This is a genomic window from Haliscomenobacter sp. (assembly GCF_033763495.1).
Taxonomy (GTDB): Bacteria; Bacteroidota; Bacteroidia; order Chitinophagales; family Saprospiraceae; genus Haliscomenobacter.
The window spans coordinates 79,138-101,137 of sequence record NZ_JANRKL010000035.1 but is presented as its reverse complement, the minus strand read 5'-3'; the positions used below and the strand labels follow the sequence as shown (position 1 = coordinate 101,137).

Genomic DNA, 22,000 nt, shown 5'->3' with positions numbered 1-22,000 from the left:
AGTTAAGAGTTTGTGAAACATCCTTTATTTTACGTCACTTTTTGCCAAAAACGAGTTATAAGTTCAAAGTGTCATCAAATTGTCAAGGATGGCCGTAAAGCTCCAAAAATATTGGTCATGAAAACTGAAATTAAAGAGTTGGTTGCCGAAGGAAAGGTGGATGAAGCATTGGATCAGTTGGTTGCTTTTTTGGAAAGCAAAATGGATGAGTATTCCCCACTCTACCGTGCTGCACAGGTTGCTCAAAGTGAATTCAACCAAATTAAGGAAAAAGAACTGCAAGGAGTGCTGACCGAAGATCAGATTCGTTTGGCCAACAATATTGCCATCAACAAAGTACTTGAAATCCTTGAACAACTTGAGAGAGGCAGTACAGCAAAACCATTGCCCAATCGCCAGATTTGGTGGTGGTATGCGGCTGGAGGCGCAGTTTTGACCCTGGTGATTGTGTTGCTGGTTCGTCAGTTGTCACCCAAACCAGATTTGACTGAACCATTATCCGATCCAGGTGATTCCACTCAGGTGGTGGATATTCCGGCATTTACCTGCCCCGCTTTTGTTAAAAAAGCGGAATATCCCATTGCTATTTTTCAATTTACCACCCTCAATCCCAAGGATTCTATCACCGACCAATTGTTGGTGGAAGAGATTGACGCCATTTTTGCCCGCAACCAATACAATGGAGACGCTGCCTTGGTAACCAAAATCAAAGGTTCGGTAGACTTGTCGGTGGCCAAAGCCATGATTGAAAAATGCCAGGCCAGAATGGTCATTTGGGGCAGAGTGTTTGACAACAACGAAATTGATCTCAATTTTTATGAACCACAACTCAATCCTGCTGAGCAGGCAAATCTCGATAGTTTATTGCAATTCAGAAACCAGGGAAGTTTTCAGGCCAGCATCAAACAAGCAGCTTTGATCATTGCTGCCAGGGTATTGGTGAACAACAATTCTCCAGGTGCAGTGGCGGTGTCAGAAGAAGCGTACGACGAAACAATGAAAGGAAGCAACATTGCGGCCAAAAACGCCAAAAAAAGCAATGCAGAATCCATGGCAACCATGACCTTAGCCAATGCACACGCCAAGAAAAAGGATTTCCAAAAGTCGATCAAACTGTATGATCAAATTTTGGACAAAAAGCCCCATGATACCGTTGCCTTGAGAAATCGGGCCATTGCCCAAATTAAAGTGAATAAAATCGATGATGCAGTGAAAAGTATTGACACCCTAAAACGGTATCAAAAAGTAGACGATCCTGTTTTTTTAGACAAGGCCGGAGATGAGTTGAAGGAAAGAGGTTTTACTCGAAAAGGCATTGAGTTCAAGAAGGATGCCAAAGATGCCCAACTTCTATTAGATCAGCGCCTCGTAAAGAAAATACCCCAAGAACAATAATGCAAAGGGATGGTTTTGTAAATTGAGGTCGCTTTTGAGCAAAAATCAAATTACAAAACCTCGCATGCCATGAAATGGTCGCTAAAAATTGCCAGAATTGCTGGCATTGACGTGTTCTTGCATTGGACCTTTATCGTGCTCCTTCTTGGCGTTTTTGTGGCCGGCATCCGCACCATTGGACGTTCAGAAGGTAGTTTAAACGGTTTTATTTTTATTGTGCTACTTTTTTTGTTTGTTCTACTGCACGAATTTGGCCATGCCTTGATGGGCAAACGTTTTGGGGTCAAAACCAATCACATCACTCTACTTCCCATAGGCGGGGTCGCCGCCATGGAGCACATCCCTGAAAAACCCTGGCAGGAAATGCTCATTGCTTTGGCTGGCCCTGCGGTCAATTTTGTCCTGGCCATTGCCTTTTTAATCCTCCTGGCTGCAACTGGCCATGTACCAGCCATTTCTGATTGGTGGAGCCCAGTCAGCAATGACAACATGATCTATTCCTTGTTTACAACCAATGTAATGCTGTTTTCTTTTAACCTGATTCCTGCTTTCCCCATGGACGGAGGGCGGGTTTTGCGGGCCCTTTTGACCATGAAATACGGCCGTTACAAAGCTACAACCATCGCGGTCCGCATTGGCCAGTTGTTGGCGATTGGACTGGTTTTGTTTGGTTTAAGTGGCAATATTTGGTTGGTCTTCATCGGTGTGTTCATTTACTTGGGAGCAGGCGCCGAAGGCAATTACGAATCCACTCGTTCAGCCTTGTCTAAATACAAGGTACAAGACGCCATCATGCACCAATTTACTCCCCTACAAAGCACCGATACCATTGGTACCGCTGTACGCCTTTTATTGGATGGGCAGGAAAAAGAGTTCATTGTCATGCAAAATGAAGAGGTGGTTGGAACCCTTACCCGCAATGAAATGATCGAAGGGCTTGGTCATTTTGGCAAGGAGGCCAATATTAGCGAGGTGATGAATCGCACCCTTCTACGCCTGGAACCTCAAATGCCCCTGGATGACGTTTACGACCAAATGACGGATGAAAATGTGGAGATTGCCCCGATTTTTGAAGGAGGAAAATTGGTTGGAGTGCTGAACCGGGATAACATTATGGAGATTTTGGTGATTGACAATTCTCAGCCGCACCTTAGATTTAGTTAAGGAGTTGAGGCTCCGCAAGCGGCACAAACTCAACTCCTCAACTTTCTCAACCCTTAACGTACATCACTTCTTTAACTGCTTTAACCACCCGACTTGGGTTGGGCAGGTAAGCATCCACAAGTGTGGGTGCATAAGGCAAGGAAGTATCTGCTGAACTGACCCGAACTACCGGTGCATCCAGATAATCGAAAGCCAATTTTTGGACGGTATAAGCTACTTCCGAAGATACGCTGGCGAAAGGCCAGGCTTCATCCACGATCACGCAGCGGTTGGTTTTTTTAACAGAATTGATCAGGGTTTCTACATCCAATGGGCGAATGGTGCGCAAGTCGATCACTTCAGCTGAGATCCCCTCTTTAGCCAACTCAGTAGCCGCATCTAGCGCGACCAGGGTCATTTTATTGTAGGAAATCAGGGTAACATCAGTTCCTTCACGGCGAATGGCAGCTTTGCCAATTGGAACTAGGTACTCTCCTTCTGGTACAATGCCTTTGTGCCCATACAAAAGCTCCGATTCCATGATGCAAACTGGGTTATTGTCCCGAATGGCAGATTTCAGCAGACCTTTGGCATCAGCTGGATCAATGCAGGAAATGACCTTTAATCCAGGAACATTCGCCATCCAGCTTTCAAATGTTTGAGAGTGTTGTTGAGCCAACTGCCCGGCAGCCCCAGAAGGACCGCGAAAAACAATTGGGCAATTGAATTGACCGGCCGACTGCGAAAGGGTTTTGGCAGCGTTGTTGACGATTTGGTCAAAAGCCAGGATGGCAAAATTCCAGGTCATAAACTCAACTACGGGCCTCAAACCATTCATGGCTGCCCCCACACCAATGCCAGCAAAACCTAACTCGGCGATTGGGGTATCAATCACCCTTTTTGGACCAAATTCATCCAACAAACCTTTACTTACTTTATATGCACCATCGTATTGGGCTACTTCTTCTCCCATCAGGAAAACGGTTTCGTCCCGGCGCATCTCCTCTATCAATGCCTCTCTGAGTGCATCGCGAAGCGCAAGTTCTCTACTCATATGCAGTTTTTGTCAATTTAAAAGCTTAATTGTGGGGCAAAACGACATTAATTTTCTTATTGCCCCTTTTGTGCACTAGCCTGGTTGAATTTTAGGCGCAGCAAAAATAGAAAAAATCTCTACTTTTGCATCGAAAAGCCAAGTGCTAAAATAAAACCAAATACCTTGGCGTTTGTTTGGACGAATTGTACATTCATTTTTTTGCTAATAGACCGAACATATGAAAATCCAAATCAAAAAAGCTCAGAACATCTTGTTGGCTTGCACGGTGATTGCACTCACATTTTCTTGCAATCGGGGCTATGGATGTCCAACCAATTTTTCTTTCACGGACCTGATTACAGAAGCCATCAAAACCGCTGTTGCGCTGTTTTTTTAATCTGTCCCTGTAGCCAATATACCAATGAGCGATGACGCAGCTAATGATGAAATCTTCGTAACACAAGATGGTTCTCATTCCATTACTGCCTCTCGCTTTGGGGTAAGTTACCATTCCAAATACGGTGCCATCACTGAATCGCGGCACGTTTTTATTCAGGCTGGTCTTTATCCATTGTTGTTGAATGCTCCAGAAAAAATATCCATTCTGGAAATGGGTTTTGGTACGGGGCTTAATGCCTTGCTTACCTATCAAGAAACTGCTGGTCGATCGGTGGAAGTGTATTATGAAGCCATCGAAGAGTTCCCCATTCCAGTCCATGCTGCGCAGAACCTGAATTACCCTCGTTTGATTGGCGAAAAAGATACAGCCTTAAATGCGGTATTTTTGCAGATGCACGAAATGCCTTGGGACAAAGAAATAGTCCTTGGTCTCCATTTCAACTTGCAAAAAAGATGGGGAAATTTGGAGCAACTTCAATTTACTCCTCGCTTTGATCTGATCTATTTCGACGCCTTTGCCCCCAGTGCTCAACCCGAATTGTGGGCTACACCAATTATGCAGAAAATGTTCGATGCATTAAAGCCTGGTGGAGTAATGGTGACTTACTGCGCCAAAGGGGAATTTAAACGAACGCTAAAATCCGTAGGATTCTTGGTTGAACGTTTGCCTGGCCCACCAGGGAAGCGTGAAATGACAAAGGCCATAAAAGAGGGCGCCTGAAGTAACATGCAATCATCCAGGCGCCTTCCCCTTAGGGAACGTAGTTCTTTGGCTTGCGCCCCCTTTTGGACTTTACCCCTGTATTGGGTACTTCAATGACTTGGGAAAGATCAATTGGCGTTTCCTCTTCCCCTTTTCTTGATGATTTAATGGCATTCAGTTTGCCATCATCACCATATAGTTTTCGCGACATTTTGTTGTAGGCCAGGGCTGCTTCTTCGGCTGAAGCAAACATGCCGATGTGTACTGATTTTCGATTGACCGAAATAACCGCACGATAGCGGTTGTTCTCCTTATAGACTCCTGTGTAGCCTACCTTGCTGCTGGTTTTCCGTTTTCGACTTGCTACGGAACGAGATCTGTAAATGAGGTTCTCCATCCGGCAATCTAGTTTGTTGCCGTTTTTGGCACCAACAAGGTTCTTATCTCCACCTTTGGTATCTACCAAAAATTTTTCTGCAATGATTTTATGCAGATAAATGGTTTCGGTTTTGTACCCGCCATCTGCTTTTTTCCAGGTCTTTTGGAAAACAGCACAGCCGCTGGAGTGACGCCGGAGGTTGTTAATGAAATCTACCTTAACAAGATACGGGTCGGTGGTAAGAAACTCGTAGATTTTGTCGTCCAAAAGGACAGACTCTTCTGCGTTTTTCAATTTAACTTTGTAAAGCACGCTCTCAAAATTTTAGTTATTCAAAAAAAAGGCATGGAATATTAAACCATTCTGTTTCAAGGGATTGTACACGTACACGCTAAATGTAGTATGGTTTAGGTTCAGGGAAGTTATCAAGTTTTTTTCCACAAATAGTAGTTGCATTCGATCCAAGAGCTGGTTCTCTTTGTTCAATGGGCTGGATTTTACAGCTCTAAAGATAAACAAAATCAAAAAATGGGTAACATTTAATCAACAATATTTACCTAAATGCTATATTTTTCTTTGTCGTATGACAGCAAAAGCGCAAAAAAATATGGAAAAAGAACAAAATTTCTTTATAAAGAGGTGTTTCGACCTGGCCCGAATGGGGGCTGGATCAGTTTCGCCAAATCCGATGGTAGGAGCAGTTTTGGTTCACAATGGTAAAATCATTGGCGAAGGCTTCCACCAGCGCTATGGAGGAGCACATGCAGAGGTGAATGCAGTAGCATCGGTAGCTGAGCACGAACGTGCCCTCATCTCCCAATCTACGTTGTATGTTTCCCTTGAACCCTGTTGCATATACGGCAAAACGCCTCCTTGTACCAATTTGATCATTCAGGAAAAAATTCCAAAAGTGGTGATTTCTTGTTTGGATCTTACCCCGGAAGTTCGGGGACGAGGAGTTGAATTGTTGCGATCACAGGGGGTAGAGGTGATTAGTGGCGTGTTGGAAGAAGAAGGCAAGGAATTGGCTGCTACCCGAAATGTTGCAGTCAGTAAGCAAAGGCCATACATCATCTTAAAAATGGCGGTAAGCAGCAATGGCTTTTTTGCACCATTGAATCGAAGCCAGTTTTGGCTTACGCAGGCCACCACCCAACGATTGGTGCACCGATGGCGTAGTGAGACCGATGCCATACTGATCGGTTCTACCACCGCTTTAATGGATGATCCCCGTTTGGACAATCGGCATTATTTCGGGAAATCCCCATTGCGGATTGTATTGGATCGCAACTTAAGTTTGCCTAAGCGCCTGAATGTTTTTACAGATGGGCAAAGAACTTTGCTTGTCTCGGAGCGAATCCCTGACACGGGGAATTCAGCACAAGTTCAGAGTCTTCAATTGGCTTTTGATGAATCCTTTTGGGAAAAATTGATGCACATTTTATGGATGAAGTACAAATTAGGTGTAGTTTTAATTGAAGGTGGGGCCAAAATTTTTGAAAGTATAATTGCAGCCCAAATGTGGGATGAAGCAAGGGTCTTGGAAGGAAAAAACGCCATGGAAAATGGCATCCCTGCCCCAGAAATACCGGGCATTTTGACTAAAAAAAAGACCTTGGGCCTGGACGGATTAAAGGTATATAAGAATATTCACAGAAGTTAAACTTATTTTAAGGTTTGCTATTTTGACCATAAATCTGGTGACCAAAGTGTTTTACCTTTGTCTTTAATTTACAGTAGGTGATTGGCAAGCCAAACATTTACTAATTTTGCTGAGAAAACAAACATTGCTGAAATGAGCAGATTGGGTATGTGTTTCGCCGTGGTTTTGATGATTGGTATAAATATTACGCTTGCAAGTGCGCAGGAACAACTGCTTTTAAAGAAGGGAACAACACCAAAATCTGGTGTAACCGCAAAAGGCATTACTCCCCGCACTCCCGTACGTAGCCAATCTGTAACCCTAAATTGGGTGAGCTGGGAGGAAGCAGTCGAATTGAACAAGAAAGAAAAGAAAAAAATCTTGCTGGATGTTTTCACCTATTCGAGTAGCTGGTGCAAAAAAATGGACAATGAAACGTTTAGCAACACCTACCTAGCCAAATACCTCAATGACAATTATTACCTTGTCAAACTGGATGCGGAGTCGAAAGAACCGATGGAATACAAAGGAAAGGAGTTTCGTTTTGTACGTACTTCCAAAGGCGGCCATCACGAATTGGTAGAAGAGTTGTTGCGTGGTCATTTGAGTTTCCCATCACTGGTTTTTCTGGATGAAAATATGGAAATGATCCAACCAATTCCTGGGTATAGGGATGCAGAAGAGCTTTTGATGATTTCTTCCTATTTTGGGACTGGTAAATACAAAGAAGTTCCCTGGTCAATTTTTCAAAAAAGTTTTAAAGTGCCTGATGGATTTAAGCGATAGTATCTTAGTTGAAGGATTCTTTTGTCATGGCAAATGAATCCTTCAACTAGCCAAGGTTCAAATATCATACTGCTCCAGGTTCAAATTACGAATCAGTCTAATCAGTTTTTGCCCATAAGTTTTATCGGTAGCATATCCAGCTCTCCTCAAGCCATAGGCCCAACTTTTGTAATCTTTGCCAAATTTCTGTAGGTGCGCATAGCGAGGGCTGGTCAGTAATATGGAGTGTTCTTCATAACTTTCCCATGCAGAATCAAAGACCCGAAACATGTCGTAAACATCATCGTCCGTGTAATTGCGGCATGTACATCCTTTGCATTTTCGGCGGCATTTTATGCCAAAGTGGTTATTTGATTCAAGAGCCAGTTTACTTTCTCCAGCATTTGATTCTAACAATCCCTGAGCTAAGGTAATACTTGCTGGGATGCCATATTTGTTCATCGCTCGTATAGCAGCTGGAGCATACTTTTCAATATAAGCCCGCATGGCTTGGGCTTTTCCCCCTTCCGCTACTCCCCCACCCTTTTGTGGGCCTAAAGCTGGTGTCAAGTTAGATACACTAAAGGTAGGTTCTGTTTTTGTGGATTTTATACTTGTTTCGGGTGTACTCTTTTTAATCAGTTGACTGATGTTGATAGCAGGTACGAATACGGCCTGCTGGCTGTTAATGGGGGTTTCCAAACTGGTTTGGGTTGCTAGAGCCATTTTTTTTTCTACAGTTCCATCCATGTTTATTTGCAGGCTCATTTCTTTTTGAAACAAAAGGTGTGCAGCAAGGTACAATAAGATGCTGTTAAACCAATTGCGGCTTACCCATGCAAATAATTGATTTTCTTTTAGAAAGGATCCGTTTCCTGAAAATTGGGTGTGGGTATTGTATTGCTTCATGGCACGTAAAGTTTTTTGTGTCAGCAAAGTTAAAACAAAAATGTTTTTAAACAAACAATTAATAAAACTTTTTGTAGCTAAAAAAATCAGACTTCAATTTTACTTAGTGTAGCTTTTACACTACCTTTACCCATCAAATTTTCAAAAAACAGTCCAAAAACAGCGCTGAGACCTATGATCATTGTAGCCGACAGTGGATCGACCAAAACAGATTGGATGCTTTTAACCGATGAAGGAGCACTTTTGCTGCACACCATGGGTTTCAATCCTCTTTATCACAGTGAGGATTTGATTTATGACAAAAGCAAGGAAGAGTTGGACAAGCATCAAGTCGATTTATCCAAGGTAACAGCCATGTATTATTATGGCACTGCGGTGTGGGATCATGCCAAGGCTGAAAAAATTGCCAGGGCCTTACGGCGCCTGTTTCCTAATGCCCACGTAGAGGTAGAACATGACCTGTTGGCTGCTGCTCGCTCAACTTGTGGCCGCGACCCGGGCATTGCTTGCATCATCGGCACGGGTTCTAACACCTGTTTATTTGATGGCAAGGAGGTAACGGATAATGTCACCAATCTTGGATACTTTGTGGGTGACGAAGGAAGTGGCGCCCATTTAGGTAAAGCATTGATCAGGGCATACTTTTATCGTGAGCTTCCCCCCGACCTTGAAAAAGCCCTGGAAGATCATGTTCCAGGAGGAAAAGATGAAATTTTGGACAACATCTACAGTAAGCCACAACCAAACGTATATCTCGCTTCTTTCACCAAATTTTTGGGCGAGTTTCGAAACCACTTTTTTATCCAGAAACTCATTTATCAATCCTTTGCGGAATTCATTGATCGCAATGTGCGAAAATACCCTGGGCACCTCAATTTGCCAATCCATTTTATTGGTTCAGTAGCCTATTACTTCCAGGATATTGTAAAAATTATCCTAGAAGAGCGTGGAATGAAGCCGGGAGTGTTTATCTTGAAGCCCATTGATACATTGGTGCAATTCCACCGTGCTCATGAACTGAGCCGTAATGCTTAGGACAAACGGATAATCCAACAAGTAGTTACAAGTGATGAAAACAGACATTAAACGCATTGCCGTTTTCACGTCAGGAGGAGATGCTCCGGGGATGAACGCGGCTATTCGTGCAGTGGTACGTACAGCCTCCTTCCACGACCTACATGTTTATGGTATTTCTCGCGGTTATGAAGGCATGATTGATGGCGATTTTAAACGTTTGGAACGCAAAGACGTAGCAAACATTATCCATCGGGGAGGAACCATCCTCAAAACTGCCAGGAGCAAACGTTTTATGACTCCAGAAGGCCGTAAAGCTGCTTACGAATCGCTACGGGCATTTGACATTGATGCTTGTATTGCCATTGGCGGCAACGGTACTTTTACTGGAGCCAACATTTTTGCACAGGAACACAATATTCCTATCATTGGTTTGCCGGGCACCATCGACAATGATTTATATGGAACCGATTACACCATCGGTTTTGATACTGCGGTAAATACCGCCATTGAGGCAGTTGATAAAATTCGCGATACCGCCGATTCCCACGACCGGGTTTTTTTCGTGGAAGTGATGGGGCGCCACGCTGGCTACATTGCCCTTCATACTGGTATCGGTAGTGGAGCTGAAAGTGTGGTAACACCAGAAATCAGTGTTAGCATCGAAGACGTGGTTGGAGTACTCCAACGCAGCGCCAAACGCAAAAAACTCTTTAGCCTGATCATTGTTGCCGAAGGCAGCACTTTGGGAAGTGCCAATGAGATCGCCGCCAAAGTCAACGAAAAAATGCCCGGCGCATTTGATATCCGTGTAGCAGTTATCGGCCACTTGCAACGGGGCGGAGCACCTAGTCACCTCGATCGGATGCTGGCCAGCAGAATGGGCCATGCCGCGGTAGAAGGACTGGTGCAAGGCAAAGCCGATGTAATGGCTGGGATTGTCAATGACGAAATAGTGTATACTCCCTTTTATGACGCCATTTATTCTGAAAAAGCCATTAACAATCAGTTGATACAAATGGCAGGCATCTTGGCGATGTAAAACGGTAGAAAAAGGCCCTCAAAACTGCTAAGTTTTGAGGGCCTTTTTATCTCACTTTACTCCGTTTTGGTTACAATCAGTTTTTTACTTAGCATTTTTGCATTAGGCAAAAGCATACTGAATGTATACATACCATTCGATAAGTTAGTTAAAGAAATTTTGGTAGAAACCCCATTCACTTTTTGCTTGATAACTTCTCTACCATAAGCATCTATAACTACCAATTGAACCTCCTGCTGTTCTACATCTACGGCATCAAGTACAATATTAACCATATCCTGTGCGGGGTTGGGGAACAAATCCATCTTGGGTATCGTGGAGGCAGATTGTATGCTAGACTGAAGATTCTGAGGAACAAAGGCTAGTTCAGATTCAATCAGGCTTGCCGCAGCTGCCTGATTGATGACTACGGTTTGTATGCCATCATTTCCGTCAATGTTTACAGTTGCACTTCGGGCCACCCCGCTGTTTGCCTGGATGAAAAGCGACAGGCTAGCATTACCCACCCCCTCAGTAGCTCCAGGCAATACCCAACTTGCATTATCCGAAACCGTCCAACAGCCATTGGATGTAATATTGACCAACACGCTCGATGCTGCTACAGTTGTATTGATGGTGCTAGGAGAAACGTCCAAACTGCTGCCGGTACCTGCATTTTGCCTTACCACTACCTTTTGAACAATCCCGGACCCGCTATAAGTCAGGGTGTCAACTCGTGAAACCGTATTCGGGTTCTGTTGGTAATAAATGACGCTAGTTGTATTGCCATTGCCATTGGTTCCAGCAGGCATCATCCATGTTCCAGAGGAAACCAAGCTCCACGCTACGTTAGAACTGACGATAACCTGGAAAGTATCAGCCCCTGCTGCCAAGGTTTTGCTTCCTGGACTTACGGTTAGGAAGTTGGCCGTAGGTGCAGCTTGGGACACTGTTACCGTTCTCGTAATTCCAGCTCCGCTGAATGTCAAGGTTCCAGTTCTGGCTACCCCCGTGTTGGCCGAATAATTAGCAGTTGCTGTACCATTGTTGCTTCCTGATCCTGGGTTGGCGGTAAGCCAATTCGCGTTAGAGCTCACCGTCCAACCAATATTAGCAGTTACCGTGATGCTAAAACTGCCGGCATTCGCAGGTACGGATTGGCTCGTTGGGTTTACAGTTAAACTTGCCACAGCAGCCTGGGTTACCGTGATGCTCGTCGTAGCACCTCCTCCACTCAAGGTAACCACACCAACCCGCTCCGCTCCACTATTGGCAGTGTGGGTTAAGTTGACAGATGCATTACCTGTTCCAGAACTTGGGGCAATACTCAACCAACTCGCGTTGGAGCTTGCAGTCCAGGGAACATTAGCCGTTACCGAGGCCACGAAGCTACCTGCTGCATTGGCAACTGATCTTGTGCTTGGACTAATGCTCAATACAGGAGCTGTGTTGCCAGCTTGGGTAATGGTAACAGTTCTTGACTCTATGCCAGAAATAATGGTGATGACACCTGTACGACTTGAACTCGTATTAGCCGAATGGGTAACAGTGATGCTGGCATTGCCAGTACCTGAACTCCGATTTAAAGAAAGCCAGTTTGAATTATTGCTAATTCCCCAAGTTGAAACGGAAGACAAATTAATATTGAAGGAAAAACTACCTGCAGTAGCCGGTGCAGCATAAGTTTCGGGGCTTACCCAAAAATTTCGCCCATCAGCCTGATTTACCGTAACGGTTTGGGTAATTCCAGCACCCGAAAACGTAAGGGTACCAGTTCTTGCGGCACCACTATTGCTAGCATAATTTGCAGTAATCGTTCGGTTATTGTTTCCAGAGCTGGCGCTGGTTTTCAACCATGCTGCATTAGAACTTACTGTCCAAGAAACATTGGAACTAACTGTAATACTGAAACTGCCTGATGTCTTGGCAACTGATTGGGTTGTTGGTGTTACACTCAACGAGGCAGATGCTGCCTGGGCGATTGTAGCGGTACGCGTAATGCCCCCGCCGGTAAACGTCAAAGTTCCAGTGCGGGCCGCGCCTGTGTTAGCAGAAAAATTCGCTACAACCGTCCCATTATTGCTTCCAGAATTTGGGCTAATGGTAAGCCAAGCTGCATTAGAACTTACACTCCAAGCCACATTGGAGGTAACGCTAATATTGGCACTTCCAGCCTGAGTAGAAACAGATTGGCTCGTAGGTGTTACGCTAAGGCTAGGTGCTGTTGCCTGAGTTACCGTGATTGTCTGAGAAAGCCCGGAACTCGTAAACGTAAGGATTCCAGTTCGTTGTGCTCCTGTATTGGCTGTATGGCTTACGGTAACACTCGCATTGCCTGAACCTGCATTTGAGCTAGCTGTTAGCCAACTAGCATTTGAGCTAACACTCCAAGCCGCACTTGAAGTTACTGTCGCAGCAAAGTTCCCAGCTGTGGAGGCGACACTTTGTGTTGCTGGCGACACGGTCAACAATGGACCCTGAACAGAATACAATGGAGATTCCCATAACCCACGGCCATAAGTTGCAGCCAGGATTTTGTTGGTATTGTATTTGATCTCCAATTCAAAAATTTCCACATTGGGAAGGTCTGAATTAAACAAAGACCAATCGCTCATCGAATTGTCCCGGTAAAAAATCCCGGCATCCATTCCAAGGTAAAGTGCACCATTGCTGCCAGTTTGATAGACGATACAGTTGGCGGGCAAATTGGGTAAGGTCCCACTTATATTGGTCCAGGTGCTGCCCCCATCGCTGGAACGAAAAACCTTATTACCAGAAGAATAATTAGCAAAAGTGATGTAAATAAGGTTCGGATCCGTAGGGTTGACACTCAACCAGGAAACGCGGTCACTAATTGGAGTTGTCATTTTGGTCCAACTCGTTCCACCATTTGTCGTTCGGTAAATTTCTTTCACATTGTTTGTACCGGTGACAAAATAGATGTAGTTGGAATTCGAGGCGGCCACTGCAATGTGATTAACGTCATTGGCCAGGGTCAAGGTATTGGTGATCTTGGTCCAAGCTGTACCTTGGTTGGTAGATTTATAAACCGCCCGATTGGTGCCAAAGTAAAGGGTTTGATTGTTATTTGGATCAATTACTATTGGTGAGATCCAGGCTCCAATTGCACTGCCATTCTCAGGAATAATTTCAGTCCAGCTGGTTCCACCGTTAGTAGAGCGCTGAAGGCCACCCGATTGGTATTCTCCGTACAAAACGTTTGCATTGCTGGGGTTAATAGCACAATCCATTCCATCACCTCCAATCACGTCCGTCCAAGTTCCAGTTGTACTGCGCAATTTGGTGCCATTGTCCTGCAATCCAGCAATAATTTTGGCATCAGCTTGGGAAACTCCAATGCGGTACATTTGACTGATGGTCATCCCATTTGAAAGATCAGTCCAGCTTGACCCACCGTTGGTGGTTTTATAAATTCCGCCGTCGTTGCACTGAAACAAACTGCTGTTGTTTTGAAAAGCCAAATCGTGTTTATCCGCATGTACGGTTGGCACAGACTGGCTTTCGGGATACCACATAGTGTTGATTGTCCAGTTAGTACCTCCATTGGTGGATTTCCAGGTATTGATTCCCCCAACATAGATGGTGTTGGCATTGGTAGGATCAATAGCTAATGACAAGTCGTACCATCCTTGACCTGAACCACCACTTCCGTTGCTTTCCCAACCTAAGATGTTTGGAGTACTGGAACGCAAAGTATAGTTCAATCCACCATCACTCGATGAATAAAAGCCTAAAAAAGAATCATCGGAGTACTTTTCTGCCAAAACACCTACAAAATTAGGGTTTGCGGGGGTTACAGCGATGGCAGTACGCCAGGCATTGGTAATGGTCGACCGCACGGTCCAGGTAGAACCTTCGTCTGTAGAAATGTATATCCTAGCTTGGGTGTCATAGCCACCAGCAAAATAAGTGGTAGGTGCGCCTGGTTTTTGCTCCAAATCAAAAATCCAACTACTACTCAAAGTTAAGTTCCAACTTTGGCCTGCATTGGTCGTTCTATAGATTCCCTGGCTGGTTGCCGCAAGTAGAATGTTTGCATTACTCGAATGGCGAATAAGGCGATAAATGTAAACGTATTGACCATCGTTGAAAGTTAGACCAGTAGGATTCCAGCTCGCGCCCCCATCGGTAGATTTAAGTACACCAATAGAGGGGGTATCGCCAGCATCACAATCCCCAGTGGCCAAATAAAGAATATTGGGATTACTGGCATCCACTACTAAGTCACTGGTTCCCAAACGGCTCAAGCTATTCGTGAGATTGGCCCAGGAACTTCCACCATTGCTGGTTTTCCACAAACCTCCTCCTGCGGTACAGGCAAAAAAGGTATTAACATCAGTGGGGTGAAACGCAACCCGGTTGATTCTTCCGATCCCTGCGTACCCGCCAGTTGAAGAATTTGGGCCTAAACTAGTCCAGCTTGACCCCCCAATTCCAGGTGCTATGGCAGCCTGAGCGATGTACCTGTTCCACTCATCCTGACGAACATTCGCTGGAGGGAATGCTCCTTCGGCATTTGTTCTTGAGCCCCAGTAATTGTCCCAACGCTTGTAGGGTTTATAACCCGACCCCTTTGAAGTTCCTTTGGTTTTAAAGTATTGCTCGGCATTGTTGCGCAATACCCCATACCTTTGGGGGGTAGAAATAAGCATTCCTTTCGACCAGGGTTGTGCAAGCATTGGAGCACTTAGCCCTGATAACAAAAAAACAACCAAAAACCCAATAAAATTCATGGGTAAACCAGTAGTACCGTACAGTTTCATATTATTGAGGTATTTATTACAATAATAGATCGGGAGGAAAAAGCACAAGCAATTCCAAATAATGATAAGTGATTAAGTTTTGTGAATTTTCAAGGAATGGAGTAATACCGAAAAAAAAAACTATAACGCTGCTTAAAAGTCATTTCAGTTTTTACGCTTTGAAGTGCTCCAAAAGTAAAAAAAAAAAATAATATCAGTCTACAAGTTTAACATTTTTCTCATTTTATTTTTTCTCTTCCAGCCATAAAAACCAGGGAACCATAAAATGAGGGAAGCGAATAAACAGCTCATACAACCACATTTGCAGCCAGTTTTCAATAAATTCTAAGCTGAAATAACCCCATACACGCGCCAAGGAAGTCAACAAACCCCAGGCAATCAGGTAAGCAAAAATAGCGGTTTTCAATCTTTTAGGTCTAAGCACTCCCAACGCTGCCAATACATCCAATACACCAATCAGCAACAAAAATTGCCGGGCTGGGTATTCTCCAATACTCAAGGAACGCATGGTCATTTCCAAAAAATTGCCAGGTATCGGGTAATAACCCAGGGCATACATACCATGTCCGATAAAAGTGCATGAAATGATTACTCTTGCCCCCAAAAGAACCCATTGCTTCGGAATTGTGCTCTTATTGTTTGCCACCAACAATAAAGGCGTAGCCCACTGCAAACTTTGCTCCAGCAATTGCCCGATTTGCCAACCTTGCTCTTTCCAGACAATCAATGCCAATATCAATAATGTCCCACTTGCAGCACTTAAGATAGTTCGAGCTAGGCGGGGAAACCATTTGATGCCTACTGCCGCCCCTGCAGCCAACAAATAAAAATATCCCAATCCTTTTGAAAAAAGCTGGATTCGTTCATCATAGAGCGGATTGCCTACGTATTCAGACCAACTCAACCCCAAAATCAGCGAGACAAAGTCTTTCATCCAATATTCATCCCACAAAAATTCACGGTAAGGAGCGTCCCAAAAAAGGTGTTGCCAGGCTCGTCCCAACAACAGGCCGCAGGCTGCAGTTTGTAACAGCACCGTAGAGGTGAAATATTTTGGGTTAAACCATTGAATTGATGGGTAGCGCAAGATTAGTTTTTTGAGCAGCAAAGCTAAAAAAAGTTTAATAATCTACGCTACGGCTACGCCCAGCGGTTGGTCACTATGCGTAGTCGAAGCGCCGGTTGCTGAGCGTAGTCGAAGCGCAACTTTCCATTCACCTACTTTCCCACGCCTTTGACCGACTATTCCAATTCGAGAATTTTTTTCCCAGTAACCTTGTATCAGAAATCAGCCGCCTGCGCGGATAAAAACCAAGAACACCATGAAAAAGATTTTGTTTGTAGCCTTGCTTTTATTACTGATGCAATCCTGTATCACCTCATTGTATCCTTTGTACACCAATGAGACGCTGGTTCAGAAGAAGGAATTGCTCGCCACTTGGAAGGACAAAGAGGGCATGTACTGGAAATTCAGTAAAGTAGACGATTCAAAAATGTACGAGTTGCGTTGCCGATCGGGGAATTATCATGCAATTTATGCAACGGGCATGGTCAAAATTGGAGCGCATTATTTCCTGGATGTGCAATTGAGCAAAGAAGCTGTCAGCGACGAGGAGGAGGCCAGAGTAAAAAAAGAGGAGGACAATAATAAAAAGAAAGGAATAAATCTGTTCAACAATAAGGATAACGTTGCGCACCTTTCCCACAACATTCCTGGACACAATTTTTACAAGCTTGTTTTCAAGGGAGAAAAAATCTATGTTTATCCTTTCAACGATGAGTACATGGAAGAGTTGTTCAAACAACGTAAAATCCGTATCAAACACGAGAAAGTAGAAGATTCTTTTACCGTTTTGACAGCCTCAAGCAATGAGTTGCAAGCTTTTTTAAAAAAATACGGTGGTGATCCCCAACTATTTAAAGACGACGAGCCCAAAGTGCTGAGCAAATATGTTAAAAAATGAAAAAAACAATCCTGGCCATTGCCCAAAATCAGTTCTTCCAACACCTCTTGTTTTGGGCAGTGGCCGGATTTGTCATTTACCGCCTCACCGCATACAACAACATTCCAAGCCGCACCGATTTTTACTACACCTTTCTGTTTTTGTGCCCAGCAACCTGGGTAGTGTATTGGAACATTTTTTTGATTGACCGCCTACTCCCCAATGGTCAATATTGGAGATTCCTCCTGTTTACCCTTTTGGTATTGTGTAGTGGAGTCGCCGGGTATTTTTTGATCATGGAGTACCTGGTTGACTTTATTTTTCCAGGTTATTACTTCATTTCCTATTATCAGCCCCTCCAGATTTTGCTCTTTCTCAGCGTTTTTTGGCTTCTCAGCACCTTGCTGAATTTGTCCAGTGGTTGGTTTCGGGAGCAAGAACAAAAGCAAAAAATCCAGCAGCTCGAAAAGCAAAAAACGCAGGCCGAACTCGATGCGCTCAAGGCACAGCTTGACCCTCATTTTCTATTTAACAACCTCAATAGCCTCTATAGCCTGGCCCTGGAGGAAAACCCCAAAACTTCGGAAGCCATCCTCAAACTGTCCGAAAATTTGCGCTATGTGCTCTATGAAGGGATTGGCCCAGCCGTGAGTTTGCAAAAAGAACTCCAACACCTAAACAACTATTTCCAACTCCAACAATGGCGCTTTGGCGAAGAAATGGACATCTCTCTACAATTGGACATGCCTGACGCCAATTTGACCATTGCCCCCTTGTTGCTACTGCCATTGCTGGAAAACAGCTTTAAACACGTGGGCCGCAACCGCAGCGGGCACTATGCTGTGCATGGAAAAATTAAAGTCCAAAACGGAAAGTTGCTGGTATCTTTGCAGAATACCATTGGTACGGCTACTACCCTGCCAAGCGAGCCATCTATCGCCAGTGGAATTGGTTTGGTCAATTTGCAAAAAAGGCTGGATTTGTTGTATGCGGGTAAGTTCTATTTTAATACGATTAGTACTGGAGATGAGTTTGTGGCGAAGTTGGAATTGGAGTTGGAGTAAGGTTCAGCTTTTTTTCCCAAATCAAATTTATCCCCTATCTTACCACCAATATCAGGACACCTTATTCAACCACAACCTACCGCAAGCATGAAACACGCACTCCTTGCCCTCTTCATCTTAGTAAGCATAGGGGCAACCGCCCAGGTCACTTTGACCAACCTCAAAACCAACTACCGCACCACCCCACTGGGAACAGACATCACCACGCCTCAGTTTTCCTGGCAAATGACAGCCCCTGGCACCAGCCGTGGGGTGTCCCAAAACGCTTACCAAATTGCGGTCAAAAATGAAAAAGGTCTGAAGATTTGGGATTCCGGCAAAGTCAATTCAGATCAAGCCCATGCGATCCAATACGCTGGAGAAGCCTTACAACCCAGTACTCGCTACACCTGGGAGCTTACCGTTTGGGACAACCTGGGGAAACAGAGCAAGTCCTCTTCCTGGTTTGAAACGGGTCTGATGGACCCCTCCGAAAATGCCTGGTCGGGTGCCCAATGGATTGGCGGAGGTGCAGCAGATGACGTCTTTTACCCCCACTACTTATCCGTTTTTAAATTCAGTTTTGCCATTCAATTGGATAAAAATACGGGCTCAAACAAAGGAGCCTTCGTCTTTGGCGCCAATGATACCCGCCTGGCCAACCGCTACCTCAATTTGATGGGGGTCGAAAAGGGCAAAAACGAGAGCTATGTCGCCCTTGAACTGGACATCTCCAGCCTCAATGACAGCCCCGAATCGAAAGCCAAACTCAATATTTTTCGGGTAGGTTATACCAATAACGACAAGGCCGATGTGCCTTTTCAATCCCTCGACATCCCACAAAACATCATCAACCAGCAAAACAAGTACAACAAACACCAGATTTATGCAGAGTGCAACTTTGGTTTGTTTGAGTTTTTTGTCGATGGAATCGACAATGCCCACAAATTGGCGCTGCCCGGGCCAGCTCCAACATCAGCCTTTGCTTCTCGTGGCCTGAATTTGAATCCAGTTGGTTCTGGCAACAACTTCATCAGCTTCCCCATGCTGGCCGATATGGGTTTTAAAACGGAAGCCGGTCAAACTGCCTATTTCTCGGATTTAAGCGTAAAAAACTTCCGCTTCCCCAGCAATGTGGTTTTTGAAGACAGCAACAATCAACTGCTAAAAAATGTCCCAAAAGAGAACGGAGCCTATCGATTTTCAGGGCAACAATTGATCACTGCCGATGCTTCCCGTAACGCTACCCCGATGTTGAGAACGGCTTTTCAAACCAAAAGCAACATCAAAAAAGCCCGTTTGTACGTCACCGCCCGGGGCATTTACGAAGTTTACCTCAATGGAAAAAGAGTCAGTGAGGAGTACTTCAATCCAGGATTGACCCAATACAACAAACACCACCAGTACCAAACCTATGATGTGACCCCAAACCTGATCGCAGGTAAAGCGAACGCGCTGGGTGCATGGCTGAGCGAAGGCTGGTGGAGTGGCAACATCACCTACAGCGGCGAAAGTTGGAACTTCTTCGGCGACCGCCAATCCCTGCTGGCCAAAATGGTGATCACCTATGTTGATGGCAGCGAACAAATCATCACCTCCAATTCCAAAGACTGGAAACTGTTTACCGATGGCCCCATCCGTTACGGCTCCTATTTCCAGGGTGAAGTGTACGATGCGGGAAAAGAGGCAGCAATTCAAGGTTGGACTAGCCCAGGTTTTAATGACGTGGCCTGGAAAACAGCCAGTGTAGTCCCACTGGATGGCAATGCCTACCTCGGCACCTTCACTGAACGGGGCAGAACAAGCACCTTTGACTACAAGGATTTCCAGCTGATCGGCAATATGGACGAAAATGTGAAAATCGTCAGAACCTTAACTGCCCGTTCGGTAAAAGAAGTTAGGCCCAAAGTGTATGTCTACGACATGGGCCAAAACATGGTGGGTATCCCCAAAATTTTGATCAAAAATGGCCGCAAAGGCCAGGTGATCAACCTGCGTTTTGCCGAGATTGCCTATCCCACATTGCCCGATTATAAAGGCAATGAAGGCATGATCATGTTGGAAAACATCCGTGCCGCTTTGACCCAGGACCGCTACATCCTCAAGGGAGGCGATGAAGTGATTCAACCGCGTTTCACCTTTCACGGTTACCAATACCTGGAAATTACCGGAATCGATGCAGCCATCCCGGTAGAAAATGTAAAGGGCCTGGTGCTGAGTTCGGTGCATAAATTGTCCTCTCTTTACGAAACCAACAACCGACTGGTCAATAAACTTTGGGAAAACATCACCTGGTCGCTGCGCAGCAATTTCTTATCCATCCCCACCGATTGCCCGCAGCGCAATGAGCGGATGGGCTGGAGCGGCGATATTTCTGTTTTTTCAAAAGCAGCTACCTATCTGGCCGATGCGCCCATGTTTTTGCGCAGGCACATGTTGGCCATGCGGGACATTCAAGCAGAAAATGGCCGTTTTACCGATGTAGCACCCGTAGGCGGTGGCTTTGGTGGTACCCTTTGGGGCAGTGCAGGCATCACCGTAGCCTGGGAAACCTACCGACAGTATGGCGACATTCAACTTTTACAGGAGCACTACCCTGCGATGAAGCGATACGTGGATTTTTTGGAAACAAAAATTGAGCCCCAAACGGGCATCCTCAACGAAGGCCCCTTGGGAGACTGGTTGAGCCCGGAAGGCAACAAGAATGACAATACCCTCTTTTGGATGGCTTATTATGCCTACGATCTTTACATTCTCGCTAAAATGGCGCGAGAATTAGGGAACAACGTCGATTATGTAGCATTGAACGAGCGTAGCCTTAAAATCAAAGAAAAATTCAATAAAACTTATCTGAACGAAGAGGGTAAAACCGTAAAATCGGGCATAAAGACTGGATTTATGGGTGCACCCAATGAAAGCGATACCCGCACCCAGTCTGAAAAAGGCAACCTCATGGATACCCAGGCTTCTTATGCTATTCCGCTTGCCTTAAATACTTTCAGTATTGACATTAGACCCAAAATTATCGAACATTTTAAAGCAAGTATTGTGCGGAAAAATGTGGACGATAGTGGGGTAACCCGACCAGCGTACTCCTTAATGACAGGTTTTATCGGCACCGCAGCCATCAGCGAGGCGCTTTCTCAATATGGAGCCCATGATTTGGCCTACAAACTTTTGACCAATAAAGAATACCCCTCCTGGCTCTATTCTGTGGTCAACGGCTCTTCTACCATTTGGGAGCGCTTGAACAGCTACACTGTGGAGAACGGGTTTGGTGGCAACAATAGCATGAACTCATTCAACCACTATTCCTTCGGAGCGGTAGCCGCCTGGATGTACCATTATTCGCTGGGCATTCAGCGTGACCTCAATGTGCCTGCATTTAAATCTTTCATCCTGCAGCCTACACTTGATCCTAACGGTGAAATAACTTCGGCCAGCGGTTATTTTGATTCCATGTATGGACGCATCAAAAGTGAATGGAAGATAGAAAATGGAACCTTGGTTTATAACTGCACTGTTCCGGCTAATACTTCGGCGACCTTGTATCTCCCAGCAAAGCAAATCAATCAAGTTAAGGAGTCGGGTCGGAGCCTTGTTGGGTGGAAAGACGTGGGGGTAAGCAATGATAAAGTGGTTATTCCTTTGGGTTCTGGGACTTACAAGTTTGTAGTGCAGTAATGCTCGCTGGTTTAAGTATGTGATTGCAATGCAATAAAAGTCAATGACTTACATGTAAATCCAAAACCTCTCCTCGAAAGTTTTAGGCTTTCGAGGAGCTCAAGTAGCGTAACATCGTTTTACCTAAATCAGACAAAAGC

Annotated in this window: 16 protein-coding genes; 11 read left to right on the top strand and 5 right to left on the bottom strand. The window is 44.9% G+C overall.

What is annotated here, in order from left to right; genetic code table 11:
* Nucleotides 1-117: 117 nt before the first annotated feature.
* Together SFV55_RS03815 and SFV55_RS03810 are read left to right on the top strand one after the other, a co-directional pair.
* Nucleotides 118-1,395, top strand: a complete 1,278-nt coding sequence (locus SFV55_RS03815; protein WP_320028136.1) for a tetratricopeptide repeat protein — start codon at nt 118-120, stop codon at nt 1,393-1,395.
* 69 nt (nt 1,396-1,464) lie between these two features.
* Nucleotides 1,465-2,559 carry a site-2 protease family protein gene (locus SFV55_RS03810; RefSeq protein WP_320028135.1) on the top strand — a complete coding sequence of 365 codons (1,095 nt, stop codon included), beginning with the start codon at nt 1,465-1,467 and terminating at the stop codon, nt 2,557-2,559.
* Nucleotides 2,560-2,605: 46 nt separating this feature from the next.
* Here SFV55_RS03810 and SFV55_RS03805 read toward each other — a convergent pair whose 3' ends face one another.
* Entirely contained in the window at nt 2,606-3,592 is a 987-nt protein-coding gene (locus SFV55_RS03805; protein ID WP_320028134.1) for a pyruvate dehydrogenase complex E1 component subunit beta, read from the bottom strand.
* Between the two features lie 220 nt (nt 3,593-3,812).
* On the opposite strand from SFV55_RS03805, the gene SFV55_RS03800 reads away from it, so the two are divergent.
* Nucleotides 3,813-3,971: a hypothetical protein gene (locus SFV55_RS03800; RefSeq protein WP_320028133.1), complete on the top strand. Its 159-nt coding sequence runs from the start codon at nt 3,813-3,815 to the stop codon at nt 3,969-3,971.
* A 24-nt stretch (nt 3,972-3,995) separates the two neighbouring features.
* The gene (gene mnmD / locus SFV55_RS03795) at nt 3,996-4,694 is read left to right on the top strand and encodes a tRNA (5-methylaminomethyl-2-thiouridine)(34)-methyltransferase MnmD (RefSeq protein WP_320028132.1); all 699 of its coding nucleotides are present in this window, start codon (nt 3,996-3,998) and stop codon (nt 4,692-4,694) included.
* 31 nt (nt 4,695-4,725) lie between these two features.
* On the opposite strand, the gene SFV55_RS03790 is transcribed toward mnmD, so the two are convergent.
* Entirely contained in the window at nt 4,726-5,367 is a 642-nt protein-coding gene (locus SFV55_RS03790) for a hypothetical protein (RefSeq protein ID WP_320028131.1), read from the bottom strand.
* Between the two features lie 295 nt (nt 5,368-5,662).
* Here SFV55_RS03790 and ribD point away from each other — a divergent pair, with 295 nt between their 5' ends.
* Both ribD and SFV55_RS03780 read left to right on the top strand, forming a co-directional pair.
* Nucleotides 5,663-6,718 carry a bifunctional diaminohydroxyphosphoribosylaminopyrimidine deaminase/5-amino-6-(5-phosphoribosylamino)uracil reductase RibD gene (gene ribD / locus SFV55_RS03785; protein ID WP_320028130.1) on the top strand — a complete coding sequence of 352 codons (1,056 nt, stop codon included), beginning with the start codon at nt 5,663-5,665 and terminating at the stop codon, nt 6,716-6,718.
* 132 nt (nt 6,719-6,850) lie between these two features.
* Nucleotides 6,851-7,483 (top strand): thioredoxin family protein, encoded by a 633-nt coding sequence (locus SFV55_RS03780; RefSeq protein ID WP_320028129.1) that lies wholly within the window; start codon nt 6,851-6,853, stop codon nt 7,481-7,483.
* Between the two features lie 57 nt (nt 7,484-7,540).
* Here the strand turns inward: SFV55_RS03780 and SFV55_RS03775 are convergent, their stop codons facing one another.
* On the bottom strand, nt 7,541-8,371 hold the full coding sequence (locus SFV55_RS03775; RefSeq protein ID WP_320028128.1) for a glycoside hydrolase family 73 protein: 831 nt from the start codon (nt 8,369-8,371) through the stop codon (nt 7,541-7,543).
* 174 nt (nt 8,372-8,545) lie between these two features.
* On the opposite strand from SFV55_RS03775, the gene SFV55_RS03770 reads away from it, so the two are divergent.
* Together SFV55_RS03770 and pfkA are read left to right on the top strand one after the other, a co-directional pair.
* Nucleotides 8,546-9,406, top strand: a complete 861-nt coding sequence (locus tag SFV55_RS03770; RefSeq protein ID WP_320028127.1) for a hypothetical protein — start codon at nt 8,546-8,548, stop codon at nt 9,404-9,406.
* Nucleotides 9,407-9,452: 46 nt separating this feature from the next.
* Nucleotides 9,453-10,427 carry a 6-phosphofructokinase gene (pfkA, locus tag SFV55_RS03765; RefSeq protein WP_413776688.1) on the top strand — a complete coding sequence of 325 codons (975 nt, stop codon included), beginning with the start codon at nt 9,453-9,455 and terminating at the stop codon, nt 10,425-10,427.
* Nucleotides 10,428-10,483: 56 nt separating this feature from the next.
* On the opposite strand, the gene SFV55_RS03760 is transcribed toward pfkA, so the two are convergent.
* Entirely contained in the window at nt 10,484-15,190 is a 4,707-nt protein-coding gene (locus SFV55_RS03760) for a BACON domain-containing protein (protein WP_320028125.1), read from the bottom strand.
* 223 nt (nt 15,191-15,413) lie between these two features.
* Nucleotides 15,414-16,277: a hypothetical protein gene (locus tag SFV55_RS03755; RefSeq protein WP_320028124.1), complete on the bottom strand. Its 864-nt coding sequence runs from the start codon at nt 16,275-16,277 to the stop codon at nt 15,414-15,416.
* Between the two features lie 235 nt (nt 16,278-16,512).
* Between SFV55_RS03755 and SFV55_RS03750 the strand changes: the two genes are divergently transcribed.
* From SFV55_RS03750 to SFV55_RS03740, 3 genes are all read left to right on the top strand, one after another.
* A complete protein-coding gene (locus SFV55_RS03750; RefSeq protein WP_320028123.1) occupies nt 16,513-17,154 on the top strand; it encodes a hypothetical protein in 642 nt (213 codons plus the stop codon).
* The gene (locus SFV55_RS03745) at nt 17,151-18,197 is read left to right on the top strand and encodes a histidine kinase (RefSeq protein ID WP_320028122.1); all 1,047 of its coding nucleotides are present in this window, start codon (nt 17,151-17,153) and stop codon (nt 18,195-18,197) included. Before SFV55_RS03750 ends, SFV55_RS03745 begins: the two co-directional genes overlap by 4 nt.
* Before the next feature lie 87 nt (nt 18,198-18,284).
* Entirely contained in the window at nt 18,285-21,860 is a 3,576-nt protein-coding gene (locus tag SFV55_RS03740; protein ID WP_320028121.1) for a family 78 glycoside hydrolase catalytic domain, read from the top strand.
* Nucleotides 21,861-22,000: the final 140 nt, after the last annotated feature.

Excerpts from the sequence above, each read along its gene's own strand:
- SFV55_RS03745 (WP_320028122.1), top strand. The coding sequence starts at position 17,151 with ATGAAAAAAACAATCCTGGCCATTGCCCAAAATCAGTTCTTCCAACAC.
- SFV55_RS03740 (WP_320028121.1), top strand. The coding sequence starts at position 18,285 with ATGAAACACGCACTCCTTGCCCTCTTCATCTTAGTAAGCATAGGGGCA.
- SFV55_RS03780 (WP_320028129.1), top strand. The coding sequence starts at position 6,851 with ATGAGCAGATTGGGTATGTGTTTCGCCGTGGTTTTGATGATTGGTATA.
- SFV55_RS03750 (WP_320028123.1), top strand. The coding sequence starts at position 16,513 with ATGAAAAAGATTTTGTTTGTAGCCTTGCTTTTATTACTGATGCAATCC.
- SFV55_RS03810 (WP_320028135.1), top strand. The coding sequence starts at position 1,465 with ATGAAATGGTCGCTAAAAATTGCCAGAATTGCTGGCATTGACGTGTTC.
- SFV55_RS03760 (WP_320028125.1), bottom strand. The coding sequence starts at position 15,190 with ATGAAACTGTACGGTACTACTGGTTTACCCATGAATTTTATTGGGTTT.
- SFV55_RS03800 (WP_320028133.1), top strand. The coding sequence starts at position 3,813 with ATGAAAATCCAAATCAAAAAAGCTCAGAACATCTTGTTGGCTTGCACG.
- ribD (WP_320028130.1), top strand. The coding sequence starts at position 5,663 with ATGGAAAAAGAACAAAATTTCTTTATAAAGAGGTGTTTCGACCTGGCC.
- SFV55_RS03770 (WP_320028127.1), top strand. The coding sequence starts at position 8,546 with ATGATCATTGTAGCCGACAGTGGATCGACCAAAACAGATTGGATGCTT.
- mnmD (WP_320028132.1), top strand. The coding sequence starts at position 3,996 with ATGAGCGATGACGCAGCTAATGATGAAATCTTCGTAACACAAGATGGT.
- SFV55_RS03815 (WP_320028136.1), top strand. The coding sequence starts at position 118 with ATGAAAACTGAAATTAAAGAGTTGGTTGCCGAAGGAAAGGTGGATGAA.
- SFV55_RS03775 (WP_320028128.1), bottom strand. The coding sequence starts at position 8,371 with ATGAAGCAATACAATACCCACACCCAATTTTCAGGAAACGGATCCTTT.
- SFV55_RS03805 (WP_320028134.1), bottom strand. The coding sequence starts at position 3,592 with ATGAGTAGAGAACTTGCGCTTCGCGATGCACTCAGAGAGGCATTGATA.